The organism is Actinacidiphila paucisporea, assembly GCF_900142575.1.
In the GTDB taxonomy this organism is placed as follows: Bacteria; Actinomycetota; Actinomycetes; order Streptomycetales; family Streptomycetaceae; genus Actinacidiphila; species Actinacidiphila paucisporea.
On the sequence record NZ_FRBI01000005.1, the window covers coordinates 47,046 to 65,423 of the forward strand.

Here is an 18,378-nt window from a genome sequence, read left to right on the forward strand (position 1 = left end):
GCACGCCCGTACGAGTGAGGAGTCGCCGCCCATGCTGCGCTACCAGCTGACCCACCCGACGATTCTGGCCGCACTGGCATCCGCGGGCCACGGCTCCCGGGTACTGATCAGCGACGGCCACTACCCGCACACCACCGGCGCCAACCCGGCCGCCCAGCGCGTCTACCTCAATCTCGCCCCCGACCGGCTCCTGGTCACCGAGGTCCTCGCCGCCCTGGCCGACGCGGCCCCGATCGAGTCCGCCACCGTCATGACCCCGCCCCCCGACCACCCCGAACCCCCCGTCTTCGCCGACTTCCGCACCGCCCTCCCCCACCTGCCGACCCTCACCCCCCTGGACCGCTTCGCTTTCTACGACGCCGCCCGCGCCCCGGACACGGCACTGGTCATCGCCACGGGCGACCGGCGTACGTACGCCAACCTGCTACTGACCCTCGGTGTCCGCCAGGCCTGAGACGCCGGCGTCCCCGACCCCCGCCGCCGGTCAACTACGGCTGCGCTCCCGCGGCTCGTCGCCGACGGCAGCCTCGTCCGTCCCGAAGAACGCGTCCGCTTCCTGACGCATGCGCGCGTGGTCCACCCGCGGCAGCCTCCGGTGCCGCTCCACCAGTTCCTCGGCGCTCAGCCGCCGCCTGCGGGCGACGGGGCGCAGTTCGGCGACCTCGATGCCATTCCGGGTGATGCGGTAGGTCTCTCCCGCCTCTACCGCGTCCATGACTGCGGCCCAGTTGTCGCGCAGGCGCGCTGGGCGATGGTCTTCACCCGCCCTGTGTAGCACCGCGTGTTCTCACTGGGCTGCGCAAGCCCGAGCGGGTCTCCTGACGGAGGAGGCGCACGGCCGTCGACCGCCACCCGCCGCAAGCAGTCAGGGCACGGCAAGTCGGGCGTAAGAGAGCGAAGAGGGCGCGCGGACGGCTAGGGTTTCGGACGCATCGGGGGTGTCACGGAACGTGGGGAGTGGGGGCCGTATGCGTGAGATGAGCAAGGGGAGCAATGTCGGTCTCGCCGAGCTGAGCGGTGAGACCGGCGCGGTCATCGCGCGGCTGGGATGGAGCAGTGCGAGCGCGGACGGGGACGCCGACGTGTCCGTGCTGCTGCTCGGGGCGCACGGGAAGGTGCGCGGCGACGGGGACTTCTACTTCTACAACCACCCGGCCGCCGATGACGGAAGCGTGCAGCTGCTGGGCAAGACGCCCACGGACAACGGCAGTGAGGACCGCATCGGGCTCGACCTGGCGGCGACACCTGCCGACGTCGAGCGGATCGTGCTGGCGGCGAGCCGCTACGGCGGGGCCGGGTTCGGTGATCTGGAGGACCTGCGGCTGACGCTGGCCGACCGCGGCGGCGAGGAATTGCTGGGATTCTCGGTCGACGGACTCGGCGAGATGCGGGCGGTGATCTTCGCGGAGCTCTACCGGCGGGACGGCGGCTGGAAGTTCCGGGCCGTCGGACAGGGCTACGACACCGGGCTCGCCGGGTTGGCCACGGACTTCGGCATCGACGTGGACGACGCCGAGGAGGCGGACGAAGCCGAGGAGGCTGACGGAGCCGGGCCGCCCGGGGAGGCGACGGCGGAGGTGGAGCCGGTGCCGCCCGTGCCGGCGGTGCCCGCCGTGCCGAAGCGGCCGCGCACCGCGCGGAAGAAGGTCACGCTGCCGGCCGTCGCCCGCAAGTCGCTGGCGGAGAACGACTCCTGGCACCAGGCCCGGCTCTTCCCCTGCGGCTCGCTCAAGAGCGACCGCGAGCGGGAGACGCGCGCGACCTCCGTCCTGCTGGCGGTGATGGCCCAGGTGCCGGAGTACGGTCGGCGGCTGACCGCCGGGTTCGGGGCGCCCGCCGGGCGGATGGAGACCTTCACCGAGGTCACGCTGCCGCACGGGGAGACCCCGCGGCGGCCGGACGGCCTGGTCCGCGTCGAGCGGGCGGGCAAGCTGTGGACGGCCCTGGTCGAGACGAAGACCAACGGCAACGCGCTGCGGGCCGCGCAGGTGCAGGACTACATGGACATCGCCGCCCGTCGCGGTTACGAGGCGGTGGTCACCGTCTCCAACGACGTGGCGCTGGACGGCAGTCCGCCGGTCGACGTACGGATTGACGGCCGCCGCAAGCACAAGGTGGCGCTGTGGCACCTGTCCTGGGCGGAAGCCGCGCACCAGGCGCAGATGCTGATCAGGCACGAGGGAGTGGGCAATGCCGCGCACGCCTGGCTGCTCCAGGAGTTGCTGTCCTACCTGCAGCACGACAACTCCGGCTGCCACGGCTTCCAGAACATGGGCCCCGCCTGGGTGCCGGTGCGCAAGGGCATCGACGAGGAGACGCTGTGCGAGGGCGACGCGCGCGCCGTCGAGGTGGTGGCCAGCTGGGAACGGCTGATCCGGCAGGTGTGCCTGCGGCTCGGCGGCGAGCTGGGCCAGAAAGTGCTCCCCGTGCAGCGAGTCAAGCGCGGCACCGACCCGCTGGCCCGCCGGGCCTCGCAGGCCGACCAGCTGTGCAGGGACGGGAGGTTGGAAGCCGAGTTGCGCATCCAGGACGTCCCCGGCGTACTCGCGCTCACCGCGGATCTGCGCACCGGGCGGCTCCGTACGTCCATCGAGGTGCCGGTCCCGGAGCAGGGTCAGCCGCTGACCTGGGCGAAACGCCTGATGCGGCAACTCGCAGACGCGCCGGCCGACATCCACGTGGAGACCCTGACCGACGGCCAGGCCAACGGCCCGCGCGGCACGCTGGAGCGGCTGCGGCCCGAGCCGGCGGATCTGCTGCCGCGCGACGGTGCGCGAATCACCGGCTTCCGGCTGTCGCTGTTCAAGGGCATGGGCAGTAGGCGCGGCAGCGCCGAGACCGGCTTCATCCGGAGCGTGGACGAGGCGGTGGACCGCTTCCACGCGACCGTCGTGCTCGCGCTGGAACGACGGACCCCCACCCCCCGCAAGGCGGCACCAGCGGCGCTGCTGGGGGCCGGAGCGTGAGCGCGGGGCGCGGCTGGGCTCTGCCCGAGTTCGGCCGGCGGTTCGGGCCAAGTGCCGGACAGCCTTCCGCCCCGGGAGGATAATCCCGCCGTATGGCCATCGACTACCGCAAGCGCCCCAAGGCGCCCTCCGCCGGCGCGATCACTCTGGAGAAGGTCGCGCACAGCGCCCCTGAACTGGTCAGCCTCTACAAGACCGCCGCGGTCTCACTGGCCAAGCACGAGGTCAGCGGCCAGCGGGCCGCGGTGTATCTGGTGTTGGACCGCTCGGGGAGCATGCGGCCGTACTACAGGGACGGGTCCGTGCAGCATCTGGCGGAGCAGACCCTCGCGTTGGCAGCGAATTTGGACGACGACGGGGTGGTGCCGGTCGTCTTCTTCTCGACGGAGGTCGACGGAGTCGCCGAGATCGGCCTGGACGCCTTCCGGGACCGGATCAATCCGCTGCACGAGTCCATGGGGCCTCTGGGGCGGACGAACTACCACCTGGCCATGCAGGCGGTCATCGACCACTACCAGTCGTGCGGGGCCGACGACCCGGCCTTCGTGGTCTTCCAGACGGACGGTTCGCCGACCTCAAAGGCCGCGGCGGAGCACGTGCTCTGTACGGCGGCGAAGTTGCCGATCTTCTGGCAGTTCATCGGCTTCGGCGACGACGAGTTCCGTTTCCTCCGCAAGCTCGATGAGCTTCCGGTGCCGGAGCGGCGCGTCATCGACAACGCCGGCTTCTTCGCCGCGGGGAAGGCGCCGAAGGACATCTCGGACGGGGACCTCTACGACGCCCTGCTCGGGGAGTTCCCGGCGTGGCTGGCCGCCGCCCGCGACGCCGGGGTCGTCAGCGGCTGAGTCAGGAGCCGTGTGCGCGCCGGGTCATGCCGGGTGTTCGACGGGACGGGGCGGATCAGCGGTTGGCGGTACGGCCTGCGGGCCGAGGATGAGCTGATCGCCTCAGCGCACGGCGTCGATGGCCTTCACGATCAGAGCGCGCGCTTCCGTCCCGTATACGGCATGCCGGGCCAGTTCGGCGTAGGCCTCGACGTACTGGGCGACCTCGGGCGGTTGCGTGATGGTCAGGTAGCCGGATACCAGCTCGACGTTGACCTGCGCGGAGTCGAACACCCAGAAGCCCTCGACCGGCATGCGAGTCCGGTCTGGCCCGGCCGGGATAACGCCCACGCTGACGCTCGGCAGCGCGCTGACCGTGATCAGGTGCCCGAGCTGTCCGACCATTACCTCCGCACCGCCGATCCCGGATCGCAGCACGGACTCTTCCAGGAGAAAGGCCCAGGTCTTCCCCGGCTGGTGCAGTAGCTGTTGCCGCTCCATCCGCGCATCGACGGCCGCCGCGACGTCGTCGACCTCGACGCGGCGGCGTTGGACCGCGCGCAGCACGGCTTCGGTGTAGGTGCGGCCCTGGATCAGGCCCGGGATGAACCACGAGGAGTACGCCCGGAAGCGGGTAGTGCGCTCGAACAGCGGACGGACGGCTACCTGGGCGTGGCGTAGGCCGGCGCGCTCCATGCGCCGCCACTCGACGAACATGCCCTCGACGGCTCGCAGGGATGCGACCAGGGCAGGTGCTTGGTCGTCGGCGGAGCAGGCGCTGCACCATGCCCTGATGTCGTCGGCGGACGGGGCGGTGCGGGCGTGCTCGATACGCGAGACCTTCGAGGCGTACCAGCCGGTGGCGGCGGCGAGGTCTCGGCCGGACAGGCCAGCGTCCCGGCGGATCTCGGCTAGCCGATCGGCCAGGACCCGCCGGGCCTGCTGCACGCTGGACGATGCGGATGGCGGCATGGGTCAGGTGGCCGGGATGTACTCCGCGTGCGGGGTGGCCCGTTCCCACACCGCCTCGAAGGCGCCGCTGAAGGTCTTGGCCAGGGCCGCGTCGGTGCGGTACTCGCGGCCGTCGTCGGCGAGCCGGCCGCCGCCGGTGAAGTGGTGGAGCAGGACGGTCTCGTCGTCGAATACCCAGAAGTCGACGGCAGGCAGGAGCAGATCGGCAGCACGGCGGCGGCTGAGCCAGCGGACGTCCTCGCCGGCCGCCAGGTTTCCGGGGGTCAGGTCGTACTCGTACAGCCCGTATGGGTGCAGGGGCTCGGAGACGACACGAGCCCGGCGCACGGTGACGCCCCGCGCGGCCGCGGCCGCGACGGCGTCGTGCCAGCCGTTCCACCAAGAGGCACGGTCGGCGATGTCGAGCCGCCGCCCCTGCTGGTAGGCCAGGTAGCCGGGATCGTCGAGCATGTAGCTGTCGCGCAGCTCCAGGTGGACCGCGGATCGCAGCGCGCCGGCAAGGGCTTCACGGGCGGGGGGTTGCACTCTTCGGGTCTCCGTCCGGGCGGGGGATGAACTGGAGCATGCGGGCGGGCAGGCGAATGATGCGCTCGCCGGCCGGGACGCCCGGGCTGTGGCCCGGTGCGGGCTGCTCGGCGCACCGCCGGTGGGTCTTCTCGTCGGCCTCGTACGACTGGATGATCAGGTCACCAGTCGCCTCGTCGAGCCAGACGGTAGGCGACTCGTCGACGGGGCTTTCGGGGTCGACTCCCAGAAACCGTAGGTCCACGGGGTCCTCACCTTCGACTGGATTGCACAGGATTCCACCGACTGTCACCCGGGGCTGATGTGCCGTCAAGAGGCGTATTGGCAGCACGGGGGCGCAGCCCACTCCCCGGGGTGACCTGCCGCAGAATCTCGCAGAATCCGCTAGGCGCCTGGGGAGCACGCTCCCTAGCGTCGAGGTGACCGTCCCTGCGTGCCGACACGTGGGGCGGGCAGAGAGAAGCCCCGCGGCTGGCAGGCCCGGGGGGTTGGCCACGCCAGTGAGGGGCGCAGCAATGGAGACCTCAGCTTCCCCGCAGACACCAGATACAGCCCTCGACCGGAAAGCCGTGGACGACCTCAGGCGCCTCCCGTGGGGCCCCCGTCGAGCCCGTGGTGCTGCCGCCCGGGGCGATGGCGACCCGATGAGGTACTGCACAGGCTGCGGCCTCCAGATCCCGCCGGACGTCGAGGCGGCCCTCGTCGGTGTGATCGAGCAGGGCTCCGGCCCCGGCATCGCCCAGTACCGGCACCCCGCTTGCGTGCGGCGCCCCACTGCCTCCCAGCAAGGCCCGGTGCCGACCGGGATCCGCCGCGCCCCCTGAAGCCTGCCCATCACTTCCCCGCTTGGAGGACCGATGCAACTCACGTCGCCCCGCGCCCTACTCGAACCCGCGGAGTTCGCCGACGTCACCGCCACCGTCATGGACAACAACCCGGGCATGACCCAGGACATCGCCGGCCGGATCGTCACCGAGGCGTTGGCGTTCGTCGCCACCGCCGCCCAGCACCCCGGGTCGCCCATCGCACCGTCCCGGGTGGTCGACGAAGGCTGGCATGCCCTGCTGTTGCACACCGCGATGTACGCCCGCCCGTGCGCCCGCCTTGAGGCGTTCGTCCACCACTACCCCGAGCGGCCGAACGCCGCCCGGCAAGACGTCAAGGTCACCGCCCGAACCGTGGCCCTCATCAAGGAAGCCGGCCACACCCCCGACCTCGAACTGTGGACAACCCCGATGGACACCGGCATTCCGGTCGCGGCCCCGTGCGGGCACGCCCCGAAGTGCGGCCCGATCGAGCCCATCCCGCGGCCGCCGTCCGGCGTGGCAGCCCTCGTCAGCCCGTAGCGTGGCGGTCAGAAACGGAGGCACCCATGGAGTGGATCGACCCCAAATACGCGGACGTCATGAAGGCCCTCAAGCAGGCGCAGCAGGGCCGCCCGGAGAACCGCGAGGACGACGCCCGGGCGGTGCGCGGGTTCGTCATCCCCGCCCCGCCTGACGGCCGCTGAGAGCAGCGGTACAGATCGATGCAGCGGTGCCCCTGGTCGTAGCCCATGGCCCCCACGGTCGCGGAGAGCACCAACGTGATGCGCCCGGCCGTGGCGGCGAGGGTGACAAGCGGGGCGTAGGTGCGGGACGACTCGTGCTCGCGAGCGTAGGAGAGCAAGGCGCCCAGTTCGGCACCCCCGCGACCGCACGAGCGCCGGGCCCGCGCCCTTGGCGGCGCGGGCCCGGCGGCCGGCGGTGACGGTGAACGTACGGGCCCCGGTGCGCGGCGGCTTACAAGCGGCGCCAGCGGGCCGAGGCGAAGGAGAACAGGCCGAAGAGCATCAGGCCGGCCGCCACCACGACCAGCAGCCAGGGGCCGGCGGGGGTGTGGGCGAAGGATCGCAGCGTGTCGTCCATGCCCTTGGCCTTGTTCGGGTCGAAGCGGACGGCTGCCACGACCGCGAAGGCGCCCGCGCCCGCGTAGACGCCGCCGCGGGCCGCGCCCCCACCGGTGCCGGTGGCCGTCACGGCGGCCCTGGTGCGCCGGCCCATGCGGCCGGTCTCCAGCTTCTTGAGGAATTTGCGCCGCAGCGCGCGTACCGCGATCACCACGCCCGCGACGCACAGGCCCACGCCCACGGCGCCGGCTATCCAGCGGCCGCCGGGCAGTTTGAGCAGCGAGGCCGTCACGTCCTTGGACTTCTTGTCGCTGCTGCTCGACCCTCCCGCACCGGCGGCATAGGTGGCGGTACCCCAGCACAGCACGGCGTAGAAGACCGCCCGGCCGCCGGCGGCGAGCCGTTTGCCCGTACTCTCGCCGCCGATGAGGGCGTTGGCGCCGCGCCACAGGGCCATGCAGGCGAGGCCCGCGGCCAGCAGCCACAGCAGCCCGGTGCCGAAGGGCTGCCGGGCGATCTGCCGCAGGGCGCCCTGGCGGTCGGCCTCGTCGCCCTTCTCGCCGAAGGCGATGCGCAGGGCGAGGTAGCCGACGAGGAGGTAGATCACTCCCCGCGCGGTGAAGCCGGCCCGGCCGGCGGACCTGAGCACGTCCCGCACCGGCGGGCGTCCGGCCGCCCGGGACGTCTGACGCCCTCCGTGAATGTGTGCCGACATGGCCGTCTGCCTCTCTGTCTGGGTGGGCGCGAGCCCGTCAGGTGTTCTGGACCGCAAGGGAGCCGGAGGTCACGGTGAGGGCGACCCGGTGTGCGGCTGAGGGGTCGTTCGGCACCTGGACCTGCACGTCGGCGGAGGCCGCGGCCGTCGTGACGGCGTAGCCGTCCGCGGTGTGCGGCAGGTGGACGGCGACGGACGCGGAGGACGCGTGCACGGCGAGGTCGGCGGGCGCGGCGGCGAAGCCGAGGTCCGCGCTGCCGGAAACGACGGTGACGTCGGCGTACGAGGGCCGCAGGTCGCGGGTGGTGAGCTGGAGTGACGAGCCGTCGAGGCGGATGTCGCCGCCGAGCCCGTCGAGTACGGCCACGCCGGAGGTCTGTCGCATCCGCAGGCCGGTGTGCCGGGGCACCACCAGGACCAGGGTGCCCGCGCAGGACTGCGGGCCGCCGCTGTCGTCCGCGCAGTCCAGGGTCAGGGCGCCCCCAGAGGTGCTGCCGTGCAGGGCGGCCGGCTTGCCGTCGGCGCGGTGGTAGTTGCCGGTGACCGCCCGGGCGTCCGGGTCCGCGGTGATCTGGACGGTGCCTGACACCCCGTCGAGGACGACCGTGCCGGTGTCGGCGGCCCGGAAGCCGTAGGTGCGGTGGGCGGGCCAGTTCTGGCCGCCGTCACCGTCGTCGTCGTGCACGGCGAGGGCCACGCCGATGGCGACGGCGAGCACCACCGCCAACCCGCCCGCCAGCAGGCCGGTGTGGGCCCGGCGGGGAGGGCTCGGCGGACCGGTCGGTCTCGGCGGCACGTCTGCGGTGTCCATGGCGGGCGTCTTCCCCGGCCGCGCGTCGGCACGCATGGGCGGGGCCCGGGGCCGGATCGGGAGGTCCGCCCGGTACCGCCGCCAGGCGTCAGGCCGACGGGAGGCGGATGCGGAAGGTGGCGCCGGCCCCGGGGGAGGTGTCCAGTTCGACGTGGCCGCCGTGGGCGGTGATCAGGGCCGCGGCTATGGACAGGCCGAGTCCGGCGCCGCCGCCGGTGGCGCGGGTGCGGGAGGCGTCGGTGCGGTAGAAGCGCTCGAAGACACGGGCGGCCTGGGCGGGGGTGAGGCCGGGGCCGGTGTCGGCGACTTCGAGGACGCCGTGGCCGTCGGTGGTGCCGACGCCGATGCGGACGGGGGTGCCGGGAGGGGTGTGGGCGACGGCGTTGCCGACGAGGTTGGCGACGACCTGCCGCAGCCGGGCCTCGTCGCCCAGCACGGGGGCGGGTCCGGGGAGCCCCGAGCCGGGTCCGGTGAGGGTGACCGTGCGGGTCGGGTCGAGGGCGGTGGTGTCGTGGAGGGCGTCGACGGCGAGGGTGCGCAGGTCCATCGGGGCGAGCTGGACCGGGCGCAGCTCCTCGCTGCGGACCAGCGTCAGCAGGTCCTCGACCAGGCCACCGAGGCGTACGGCCTCGCTCTCGATACGGGCCATGGTCCGCTTGACGTCGGCGTCGTCGGGCAGCGCGCCCATCCGGTGGAGCTCGGCGAAGCCGCGGATGCCGGCCAGCGGGGTGCGCAGCTCGTGGCTGGCGTCGGCGACGAAGCGCCGCATCTGGTCCTCGGACTCGGCGCGGGCGGCGAAGGCCGACTCGATCTGGGCGAGCATGCCGTTGAGGGCGAGGGACAGCCGGCCCGCCTCGGTACGCGGTGAGGCGGCGGGCATGCGGTGGGACAGCGGGCGGCCCGCGGCGATCTCGGCCGCGGTCGCCTCGATCTGCCGCAGCGGCCGCAACCCGGCCCGTACCGCGAACCAGCCCGCCACCCCGAGCAGCGCCACGACCACCGCGCCGATCAGCACGAAGGCGGTGCTCAGGCCGTCGGTGGTGGAGGACACCTCGTCCAGCGAGGCGGCGACGACGACGCCGGCGGGCAGCGTACGGGTCGGCGAGGTGGCGGTGACCGGCACGATCAGCACCCGCCAGCGCCCGCCGCCGTGGTCGCTGGCCACGCTGAAGGGCGTGTTCATGTGCGCGGTCAGCGCGGCCGCGTCCATGGCGGGCCACAGCGGGCGCGGGTCGCCGGCGGCCACCGGCAGCCGGAACTGGTCGGAGACCCGCCCGTCGGCCGCGGCGAAGGCCACCACGAACTGGCTGGGCAGCCACGACCGGTTGCCCGGGCGGACGTTGCGCGGCGCCGGGATGCCCTCGGTGCCGAGCCGCTGCGCGAGCGGGCCGCCGTAGCGCTGCAACTGCTGGTCGACCCGCTGCACCAGCTGGCTGCGCACCGAGCCGAGCACCACGGTGTCGCTGACCGCGAGGCCCAGCAGCACCAGCACCAGCGACAGCAGCACGAGCCGGGAGCGCAGCGACAGCGCGGAGGGCCGGAAGGACCTGAGCCGGAGGCGGGCCATGCGGGGCGCTCACGCCTGGACGGGGCGGCGCAGCACGTAGCCGACGCCCCGGACCGTGTGGATGAGCTTGGCGGCGCCGTCCGCGCCCGAGTCGACCTTGCGCCGCACGTACGAGATGTACGACTCGACGATGCTCAGGTCGCCGCCGAAGTCGTACGCCCACACGTGGTCGAGGATCTGCGGCTTGGAGACGACCCGGTCGGCGTTGGACATCAGGTAGGCGAGCAGCTTGAACTCGGTGGGGGACAGCGACACCGGCCGGCCCGCCCGCAGCACCTGGTGGCCGACGGTGTCCAGCTCCAGGTCGCCGGCGACCAGCCGTCCGTCGTCGGTGCCGCCGCCGGTGCGGCGCAGGATCGCCCGGATGCGGGCGATCAGCTCCTCCAGGCTGAAGGGCTTGGTGACGTAGTCGTCGCCGCCGGCCGTCAGGCCGCTGATCTTGTCCTCGACGCCGTCCTTGGCGGTGAGGAAGAGCACCGGCAGCCGGTCGTCGGTCCCGGCGCGCGGGTGCGGGCCCGCCGCCTCGCGCAGCCGCCTGACGACGGCGAAGCCGTTCATGTCGGGCAGCATCACGTCGAGCACGACCAGGTCGGGCCGCTCACGGGCGACCGCGGCCAGCGCGTCGGCGCCGGTCGCGGCGGAGACGACCTTGAAGCCGACGAAACGCAGGGACGCCGACAGCAGCTCCCTGATGTTCGGTTCGTCGTCCACCACCAGCAGGCTGGCCTCGGGCGTGTCCATCGAGCGACCTCCCGGCCCTGAGTGTGCGGACGTACGGTGCCGCGACGCGCTGTCGCCGGGCACCGTACGCCTCGGAGCTGTGAGCGGGCCGAGGGTCAGTTCCCCCCGCCCGCGCCGCCGCCCGCGCCGCCGCCCGCGAAGCCGCCTGCGAATCCGCCTGCGAATCCGCTGAAGCCGGTCGGCGAGGTGGCGCCCTCGGTGACGGTGGTGGCGGCGACGTCGCCGGACGCGCCCTTGCTGCCGCGTACGGTCACCGTCTGGCCGGGCTTGAGGTCGCTGACCTTGCCGTCCTTGGACTCGGTGACCTTGGTGGACGCGCCGGTGGTGACCTTGACGATGTTGCCCTGGGCGTCGGTGACGTAGAGGGTGCTGCCGTCGACCAGCTTGACGGTGCCGAAGGTCAGCCCGGCAGCGGCGGTGCCGCCCGCGCCCGTCGTGGTGCCCGTGCCGGCCGTGGCGCCGCCGCCGAAGCGGCTGGTGCCCGTACCGCCCGCGGTGCCGCGGCCGCTGAGCCCGGCGAAGGGGTTGCCGGCGGACGCCGAGCCGTTCATGTGGTGCTTCTCGACCAGCGCGCCGCCCGCGAAGGCGGCGGCCGCGACGACCCCGGCCGACAGCAGCAGCGTCAGCCACGGCAGCTTGCGGCGGGGCGGGGCGGCCAGCTCGGCGGAGATGTCGCGGGCGTCCGGCGGCTCCGCCAGTACGTCCTCGGGCCGCTCGCCCGGCAGGCCGCCGTGGCCCTGGATGATGTCGGAACCGCGCAGGATCTCGATCCCGCCGGCGCCCTGCTCAGGGACGAGCGGCAGCAGATCCGTGCCGGAGTCGTCCGCCTTGACCAGCTCGGAACGGCGTCGCGCCATCTCGGCTTCTCCCTTGTGTCTGAAAAGTGTGGTCACTCGTGCCGCAGGGCCTCGATGGGCCGCAGGCTCGCCGCCCGGTTGGCCGGGTAGCTGCCGAAGAACAGCCCGATGGCCACCGCGATGGCGAAGGCGCCCCACACCGAGGCCGGTATGACGACCGGTTTGATGCCGACGATTCTGAAGTGCGAGCCGATCAGCCCGGCCACCACCCCGAGCCCGCCGCCGATCAGCGACAGCAGCGTCGACTCGGCGAGGAACTGCCCGAGGATGACGCCCTTGGGGGCGCCGATCGCCTTGCGGATGCCGATCTCCCTGGTCCGCTCGGTCACCGTCACCAGCATGATGTTGGTGATGCCGATCCCGCCGACCAGCAGCGAGATCGCGGCGACCGCCCCGAGCAGCACCGTGAAGGTCTTGTTGGTGTCGGACTGGGTGCTCAGCAGGGACTCCTGGCTGCTGACCCGGAAGTCCAGCGAGTTGGCGTCCTTGATGCCGTGCGTGCCCATCAGCACGGTGGTGATCTCGTTCTGCGCGGGCGTGGTGGCGTCCGCGGATTTCGCCTCGACCAGGATCTGGCTGACCGGGCCGAAGCCGGTGAAGGCGTTCTGCACGGTCGGCAGCGGTGCGATCACCGTGTCGTCCGGGTCCTGGAAGCCGGTGCCGCCCTTCGTGGCGAGCACGCCGACCACGGTGAAGGGGGTGCCGCCGATGACGACCTTCCTGCCGACCGGGCTCACCGTCCCGAACAGGTCGGTGGCGGTGGTCGAGCCGATCACCGCGACCTTGCGGGAGTTGAGCACGTCGTCGGCGGAGAAGTAGTCGCCCTTGTCCACCTTGCTGTTGGACGCCTCGAAGTACGCCGGGTAGGTGCCGACGACCTGGCTGACGGTGTGCGAGGCGCCCTGGTAGATCGCCGTCTGGGACGTACTGACCTCGGGCGCGACCGACTTGACGTCGGGCGCCGAGGCCGGGTCGGCGAGCGCCCGGGCGTCGTCCACGGTCAGCGGCTTGGTGCCGGTGCTGCCGCTCGTCGAGCGGCCGCCGCCGAAGGCTCCGCCCGAACCCGAGGAGATGGTCAGCGAGTTGGTGCCCAGCTTCTCGATGGAGTCCTTGACCGACTGCGACGAGCCGTTGCCGACCGCCAGCAGGATGATCACGGCGGCGACGCCGATCAGCACGCCCAGCATGGTCAGCGCCGAGCGCACCTTGTTGGCGGACAGGCCGCCGACGGCGAAGCGCAGCGTCTCGAAGGGGTTCACCGCGAGCCACCCCCCGCCTCGGTGAGCGCGTGCGGGGAGAGCGCGGCGAAGACCGCGGGGTCGCGCAGCGCGGGCGGCGGCCCGTCGGCCGGTGCCTGCCGTACGTCGGCGACCACCTGCCCGTCGACCAGCCGCACGACACGCTTGGCGTGCCGGGCGACCTCGTCCTCGTGGGTGATCAGGACGACGGTGCGCCCGGACGCGTTGAGCCGGTCCACGATCGAGAGCACTTCCTCCGTGCTGTGGCTGTCCAGGTTGCCGGTCGGCTCGTCGGCGAGCAGCATCGCGGGCGCGGTGACCAGCGCCCTGGCCACCGCGACCCGCTGCTGCTGGCCGCCGGACAGCTCGTTGGGGCGGTGGTCGACCCGGTCGGCGAGGCCGACCAGGGCGAGCGCGGCCAGCGCGCGCCGCCGGCGCTCGGCGGTCCGCACGCCCGCGTAGGCCAGCGGGAGTTCGACCTGGGCCAGCGCGGGGGTGCGCGGCACCAGGTTGAACGACTGGAAGACGAAGCCGATCTTGCGGTTGCGGACCAGCGACAGCTGGTGCTCGTCGAGGCCGCCGACGTCGATGCCGTCCAGCAGATAACGGCCGGAGGTCGGCACGTCGAGGCAGCCGAGGATGTTCATCAGGGTCGACTTGCCCGACCCCGAACTGCCCATCACCGCGACCATGTCGCCCTGTTCGACCAGCAGGTCGACCCCGGGTGACGCGCCGGTCGCCGGGTCGGGCGGCCCGCCGAGCGCCCGTACGGTCGCGTCGCCGTGGCCGTACGTCTTGAGCAGCGACCGCACCTCGATGACCGGCGGCGGACCCCACGGGCCCTCCTCCAGCGGCGCCTCGGGCGGGCTTCCTCTGCGGTGGGCGCCGGCCCTGCCGCCCAGGCCGAGCCTCATCCGCGTGCTCCGCCGGTGCCTGTGCCGCGGAAGGCGCCGCCCGCCGTGCCGGCCGCACCGCCGAAGCGGCTGGTGCCGCCGCCGAGGCCGCCGGGGAAGGCGCCGCTCGGGAAGCCGTTGCTGCCGGCCGAGGCGACCGTCGGGATCTGCACCTGCTGGCCCTCGGTCAGGCCGCTGGTGATCTGGTCGGTGGAGTCGCCCTCGATGCCGACCGTCACGGCGGTACGGGTGGTGGACCCGTCGGGGTTGACCAGCAGGACCGTGCGGTTGGCGCCGGTTCCGGTCACGGCGGCGGTCGGCACGCTCAGCGCGTTGTCGGCCGAACCCGTGGTGACCTGGATGCTCGCGCTCAGGCCGGTGCGCAGATTCGACGTGTCGCTGGTGATCTGCAGCGTGGCCGCGTACTGCACCGCGCTGCCCGACGAGCCAGAGCCGGACCCGGACCCGGAGCTGCTGCTGACCGGCAGCGAACTCACCGAAAGCACCTTGGCGTCGAGGACCGTGCCGGACTCGGCGTTGAGCGTGACCGTGGCGGACTGGCCCGCCTTGACCTTCAGCGAGTCGGCCTCGGAGAAGTCCGCGGTGACCTGCATGCCGGCCGGGTTGGTCAGCACGATGAAGCCGCTGAGCGAACCGGACGAGGTGGACGAGGAGTTGGTGGACGAGCTGCTGCCGCTAGCGCTGCCGCCCGATCCCGAGCCGCTGCCGCCGGTGCCGGACACCGTGTCGCCCTTGGCCGAGGCCACCGAGGCCACCGTGCCGGCCACCGGGGCCTTGAGCGTGGTGCCGTCGACCGCGCGCTGGGCGGCGTCCACGGCGTTCTGCGCCTGCGTCAACTGGGCTTGCGCCTGGGCCAGCTGGGCGGCATCGACGGTCGGGGTGGGCGACGGGGTGGGGCTGGCGGCGACGGAGCCGTCGCGGCCGGAGCTGCTGCTGCTTCCCGAACTGCCGCTCGACGCGGGGAGTTCGCCCGCCTCGACCTTCGTCAGATTCGCCTCGGCCGCGGTCAGCGAGGCCTCGTCCTGCTGGAGCGTCTCCTTCGCGTCCGTGGCGTCGACCTTGGCCAGCACCTGGCCCTTCTTGACCTTGTCACCCGGCTTGACGTCCACCTGAGTGAGCGTGCCGCCGGTGGTGAAGTTCAGTCCCGCGTCGCTGGGCGAGGCGAGCGAACCCGAGCCGGACACCGTGGCGAGGACCGTGCCCTTGGTGACGGTCGCCACCCGCGCGGTGCCGCTGCCGGTGGACTTGCTGCCGTCGTCGTGCACGGCGGCGTACGCGCCGCCGATGCCCGCGAGGACGACCACTCCGAGCACCGAGTTGATCAGGGCGGCCCTGTGCCGCCGTGGGAGCACCTTCATGGCCCGCATCCTGGCCGCCCACTCCTTTGAAGCCCTGGGAGGAAACTGGGAGTTCCCTGGGAGCGCGAAGCGCTTTTTTACGGACCCAGGCCGCATTCCGGGCACGGCCGTGACCGGTTCGGTCACCGACGGGCGATGTGTTCCCCGGGAACTCACAGGCGGCCCCCGGGCGGCGCCTACCTCCGTGGGGTTCAGTCATGGGCTGCCGCCCTGTGTTGGCCCTCGTCATCCCCGCGCGCACGCGCAGGGCGGCCCACCGCTTTCGCCTTTCGCCTTTCGCCTTCGCCCGAGGAGACCCGGCCATGACCTGGACCCCCACCACCGCGCAACGGGCCGGCGCGTCCGTCGCCGTCTTCGCGTCGGCGGCGCTTCTGCTTGCCGCGTGCTCGTCGGGTGCGTCGGGCTCGCCGGCCGCCGACGCGAAGTCGTCCGGCTCGGCGTCGGCCTCCGCGAACGCGTCCGCGTCGGGCTCGATGACGGCGTACCGCGACTGCCTGTCGCAGCACGGCGTGCAGCTGCCCAGCTTCTCGCCCCGCACGGGCGGGACCGGGCGCCCGTCCGGGCGCCCCACCGGGGGCGGCGGCTTCGGGGGCGGCGGCTTCGGGGGCGGTTTCGGGGGCGCGTCCGCCGATCCCAAGACGCAGGCGGCGATGCAGGCCTGCGAGTCGCTGCGGCCGCAGTTCTCCGGGCGCGGGGGCGCCGGTGGCGCCGGTGGCGCCGACTCCAGTGCCTACCAGGCCTTCACGAGCTGCCTCAAGGACCACGGGGTCACCCTCCCGACGTCCTCCGCGTCCCCGGGCGCCACGAACCGCCCCCGCGGCGGGATGTTCGGCGCCGGCGCCCTCAACACGTCCGACCCGAAGATCGCCAAGGCCTACACCACGTGCAAGGCCCTCCTCCCCCAGCGCCCCACCCCTTCCACGACCTGACCCTCCCCCTCGGCTCGCCACCCTGCCCCTCGCGGTGCGTTGCTTGCCCGCGGGCCGCGTCGTGGCGTGTCGCTCCGTTCTCCCCCGGAGCTTCGCGTGGGGTACCCCCACGCACCCCTGAAAACGCGTGCCCTCCTGCGTAGAGGCCGAGCCCTTGGCAGGGGCTAACGCTGGGCGTAGGAGGACGCAGGCCCCAAAGGGGCGCGTGGGGGTACCCCCAGGCGAAGCCCTGGGGGAGAACTGCGCGCCCGCCGAAAAGGCGGGAAAGAAAGCCACGCACCGCAAGGGGCAATCACCTGGGGGCCGCGGAACCACGACGGCGGCCGCGGCCAAGCGACGCGCCGCGAGGGGCAGGGTCACCCCCAAAGGCAGCCCGCAGGGCGGGCTCAGCCGTAGCTGAGCTTCGAGCAGGGGTCCGCGTCGGCGCTCCGCGCCTGCTTGCCGAGGTCCGTCGTGGACGGCTTCGGCGTCGTGGACGCCGACGTACCCGACTTCGCGGCGGCAGCCGCGAAATCCGTGCCGAGCACGACGTTCACGCCGGTCGTGTCGAGCGGCACCAGCTGCGCCCCGGGGAAGAGCTTCGCGACGGTGTCCGCCTGCGCCTTCGCGCCGGCGCCGGAGCCGTACTCGATGCGGGTGACCGTGTGGTCCTTGGTCTTGGCGTTCGTGGAGTTCATGACGGTGAAGCCGTCGGCCTTGAGCAGGTCGGCCGCCTTGCCGGCGAGGCCCACGGTGTAGGTGCCGTTGTAGACGGAGACCATGATCCCGGTGCCGTCGACCGTGGCGCTGGGGGTCGGGGTGGGGGTGGTCTTGCCGGAGGCGTTGACGCCTTCGAGGGTGCGGTCGGCGCGCAGTTCGGCGAAGAGGTCGTCCACGGCGGGGTGGACGAGGTCTATGCGGGAGCCGGAGTATTTCCAGGGCGCGGTGATGAACTGGATGTTCTTCAGGTCGATGCCCTTGAGCGACAGCCCGAAGGACATCAGTTTCGCGGCGCTGCCGAGGCCGGGGTCGACGGTGAGCGACTTGGTGGCCGCGTTGGCCAGCGGCAGCAGCGTCGTCGGGTTCATGCCCTGGCCCTTGACCTTGCTGATCAGGGCGGACAGGAAGGCCTGCTGCCGCAGCATGCGGCCGACGTCGGAGTTGTCGCCGACTCCGTGCCTGACCCGGACGTAGTCGAGGGCCTGCTGGCCCTGGAGGTTCTGCATCCCGGCCTTGAGGACGACCTTGCCCTTGTGGCCGAGGTTGGGGTTCATGTCGCCCTGGTAGATGTCGTTCGGGACGCAGACCTCGACGCCGTGGACGGCGGAGGTCATGGAGGCGAATCCGGCGAAGTCGACCACCATCGTGTGGTCGATCCGCAGCCCCGACAGCTTCTCGACGGTGTTCTGGGTGCAGGCCGGGTTGCCCTTGGCCGTGTCCCCCATGGAGAAGGCGGAGTTGAACATCGCGGCGGGCTGGTCCTTCGACCACGTGCCGTCGGGCAGCAGGCAGGGGGGTATGTCGACCAGCGAGTCGCGGGGTATGGATATGCCCACCGCGTGTTTGTGGTCGGGGTAGACGTGCAGGAGGATCGTGGTGTCCGAGCGGCCCACGGGGCCGGACTTGGCCCCGCCGAGCTTGGCGTTCGCGCCGGCGCGGGTGTCGGAGCCGATGAGCAGGACGTTGACGGCCTTGTGGCCGTTGGCGTCGGCCTGGGCGGCCGCGGGGCGGTTCTTGCTCAGGCCCGCGGAGTCGAAGGTCGCGATGTTGGCGTTCAGCTTGAGGTAGATCGCTCCCGCACCAGCGACGAGCAGCACCGCGCACGACACGACAACCGCGATGATCCAGCGTTTGCGGCTGTGCTTACGTTCCGGCTTGCGCCCACGAACGCCCATTCCCTTACACCTTCGGTCCGGTGGCACCCGCACGGATCACGACGAAGCCCCAACGTTTATCAGCTCACCCGGTGTTGCCGTATGACGCCGGTCACATGGGCGCCCGGGGAGGACGACTGTCCAGCGAGACACTGTACGGCGTCAACATTTGGGTGACGTAAAGGCAGCGTGGAGTGACGGGTTCCGGTCCGCGGGGGCA

The 18,378-nt window shown here is 72.5% G+C and carries 20 protein-coding genes; 7 read left to right on the forward strand and 13 right to left on the reverse strand.

Annotated features, from left to right (window positions below; genetic code table 11):
* The first annotated feature begins 31 nt into the window (after window positions 1-31).
* Complete coding sequence (locus BUE44_RS09935) at window positions 32-454, forward strand: RbsD/FucU domain-containing protein (protein ID WP_073496305.1); 423 nt, start codon at window positions 32-34, stop codon at window positions 452-454.
* A 30-nt stretch (window positions 455-484) separates the two neighbouring features.
* Here BUE44_RS09935 and BUE44_RS09940 read toward each other — a convergent pair whose 3' ends face one another.
* The gene (locus BUE44_RS09940; protein WP_235002005.1) at window positions 485-715 is read right to left on the reverse strand and encodes a PhdYeFM domain-containing protein; all 231 of its coding nucleotides are present in this window, start codon (window positions 713-715) and stop codon (window positions 485-487) included.
* Between the two features lie 262 nt (window positions 716-977).
* Between BUE44_RS09940 and BUE44_RS09945 the strand changes: the two genes are divergently transcribed.
* The gene (locus tag BUE44_RS09945) at window positions 978-2,966 is read left to right on the forward strand and encodes a TerD family protein (protein ID WP_073496821.1); all 1,989 of its coding nucleotides are present in this window, start codon (window positions 978-980) and stop codon (window positions 2,964-2,966) included.
* Between the two features lie 92 nt (window positions 2,967-3,058).
* Entirely contained in the window at window positions 3,059-3,811 is a 753-nt protein-coding gene (locus BUE44_RS09950; protein WP_073496307.1) for a vWA domain-containing protein, read from the forward strand.
* A 102-nt stretch (window positions 3,812-3,913) separates the two neighbouring features.
* On the opposite strand, the gene BUE44_RS09955 is transcribed toward BUE44_RS09950, so the two are convergent.
* Genes BUE44_RS09955 through BUE44_RS09965 form a run of 3 tightly spaced genes read right to left on the reverse strand, consistent with a single transcriptional unit; the run spans window position 3,914 to window position 5,531 of the window.
* Window positions 3,914-4,762 carry a helix-turn-helix domain-containing protein gene (locus tag BUE44_RS09955; protein WP_073496309.1) on the reverse strand — a complete coding sequence of 283 codons (849 nt, stop codon included), beginning with the start codon at window positions 4,760-4,762 and terminating at the stop codon, window positions 3,914-3,916.
* Window positions 4,763-4,765: 3 nt separating this feature from the next.
* On the reverse strand, window positions 4,766-5,287 hold the full coding sequence (locus BUE44_RS09960) for a DUF6879 family protein (protein WP_200804385.1): 522 nt from the start codon (window positions 5,285-5,287) through the stop codon (window positions 4,766-4,768).
* Entirely contained in the window at window positions 5,268-5,531 is a 264-nt protein-coding gene (locus tag BUE44_RS09965; protein WP_073496311.1) for a hypothetical protein, read from the reverse strand. The genes BUE44_RS09960 and BUE44_RS09965 overlap by 20 nt, the downstream gene beginning before the upstream one ends.
* Window positions 5,532-5,931: 400 nt before the next feature.
* Here BUE44_RS09965 and BUE44_RS09970 point away from each other — a divergent pair, with 400 nt between their 5' ends.
* The 3 genes from BUE44_RS09970 to BUE44_RS37825 are packed head-to-tail and all read left to right on the forward strand — an operon-like array spanning window position 5,932 to window position 6,797.
* Window positions 5,932-6,111 carry a hypothetical protein gene (locus tag BUE44_RS09970; protein WP_143172493.1) on the forward strand — a complete coding sequence of 60 codons (180 nt, stop codon included), beginning with the start codon at window positions 5,932-5,934 and terminating at the stop codon, window positions 6,109-6,111.
* A 33-nt stretch (window positions 6,112-6,144) separates the two neighbouring features.
* Complete coding sequence (locus BUE44_RS09975; RefSeq protein ID WP_073496315.1) at window positions 6,145-6,633, forward strand: glycine-rich domain-containing protein; 489 nt, start codon at window positions 6,145-6,147, stop codon at window positions 6,631-6,633.
* A 26-nt stretch (window positions 6,634-6,659) separates the two neighbouring features.
* The gene (locus BUE44_RS37825; protein ID WP_200804386.1) at window positions 6,660-6,797 is read left to right on the forward strand and encodes a hypothetical protein; all 138 of its coding nucleotides are present in this window, start codon (window positions 6,660-6,662) and stop codon (window positions 6,795-6,797) included.
* Between the two features lie 271 nt (window positions 6,798-7,068).
* On the opposite strand, the gene BUE44_RS09980 is transcribed toward BUE44_RS37825, so the two are convergent.
* The 8 genes from BUE44_RS09980 to BUE44_RS10015 all read right to left on the reverse strand — a co-directional run bounded on the left by BUE44_RS09980 (window position 7,069) and on the right by BUE44_RS10015 (window position 15,376).
* Complete coding sequence (locus BUE44_RS09980; protein ID WP_073496318.1) at window positions 7,069-7,890, reverse strand: DUF1206 domain-containing protein; 822 nt, start codon at window positions 7,888-7,890, stop codon at window positions 7,069-7,071.
* A 37-nt stretch (window positions 7,891-7,927) separates the two neighbouring features.
* A complete protein-coding gene (locus BUE44_RS09985; protein ID WP_073496320.1) occupies window positions 7,928-8,701 on the reverse strand; it encodes a hypothetical protein in 774 nt (257 codons plus the stop codon).
* A gap of 88 nt (window positions 8,702-8,789) precedes the next feature.
* Window positions 8,790-10,268, reverse strand: a complete 1,479-nt coding sequence (locus BUE44_RS09990; protein WP_073496322.1) for a sensor histidine kinase — start codon at window positions 10,266-10,268, stop codon at window positions 8,790-8,792.
* A gap of 9 nt (window positions 10,269-10,277) precedes the next feature.
* Window positions 10,278-11,009, reverse strand: a complete 732-nt coding sequence (locus BUE44_RS09995) for a response regulator transcription factor (protein WP_073496325.1) — start codon at window positions 11,007-11,009, stop codon at window positions 10,278-10,280.
* 95 nt (window positions 11,010-11,104) lie between these two features.
* Window positions 11,105-11,866, reverse strand: a complete 762-nt coding sequence (locus BUE44_RS10000) for a hypothetical protein (RefSeq protein WP_073496327.1) — start codon at window positions 11,864-11,866, stop codon at window positions 11,105-11,107.
* A gap of 32 nt (window positions 11,867-11,898) precedes the next feature.
* On the reverse strand, window positions 11,899-13,125 hold the full coding sequence (locus BUE44_RS10005) for an ABC transporter permease (protein ID WP_073496330.1): 1,227 nt from the start codon (window positions 13,123-13,125) through the stop codon (window positions 11,899-11,901).
* A complete protein-coding gene (locus BUE44_RS10010) occupies window positions 13,122-14,018 on the reverse strand; it encodes an ABC transporter ATP-binding protein (RefSeq protein ID WP_079189635.1) in 897 nt (298 codons plus the stop codon). The genes BUE44_RS10005 and BUE44_RS10010 overlap by 4 nt, the downstream gene beginning before the upstream one ends.
* Entirely contained in the window at window positions 14,015-15,376 is a 1,362-nt protein-coding gene (locus tag BUE44_RS10015) for an efflux RND transporter periplasmic adaptor subunit (RefSeq protein WP_073496827.1), read from the reverse strand. Before BUE44_RS10015 ends, BUE44_RS10010 begins: the two co-directional genes overlap by 4 nt.
* Window positions 15,377-15,678: 302 nt before the next feature.
* Between BUE44_RS10015 and BUE44_RS37410 the strand changes: the two genes are divergently transcribed.
* The gene (locus BUE44_RS37410) at window positions 15,679-16,305 is read left to right on the forward strand and encodes a hypothetical protein (RefSeq protein ID WP_073496332.1); all 627 of its coding nucleotides are present in this window, start codon (window positions 15,679-15,681) and stop codon (window positions 16,303-16,305) included.
* Window positions 16,306-16,691: 386 nt separating this feature from the next.
* Here the strand turns inward: BUE44_RS37410 and BUE44_RS10025 are convergent, their stop codons facing one another.
* Window positions 16,692-18,179, reverse strand: a complete 1,488-nt coding sequence (locus tag BUE44_RS10025) for an LCP family protein (protein ID WP_073496334.1) — start codon at window positions 18,177-18,179, stop codon at window positions 16,692-16,694.
* Window positions 18,180-18,378: the final 199 nt, after the last annotated feature.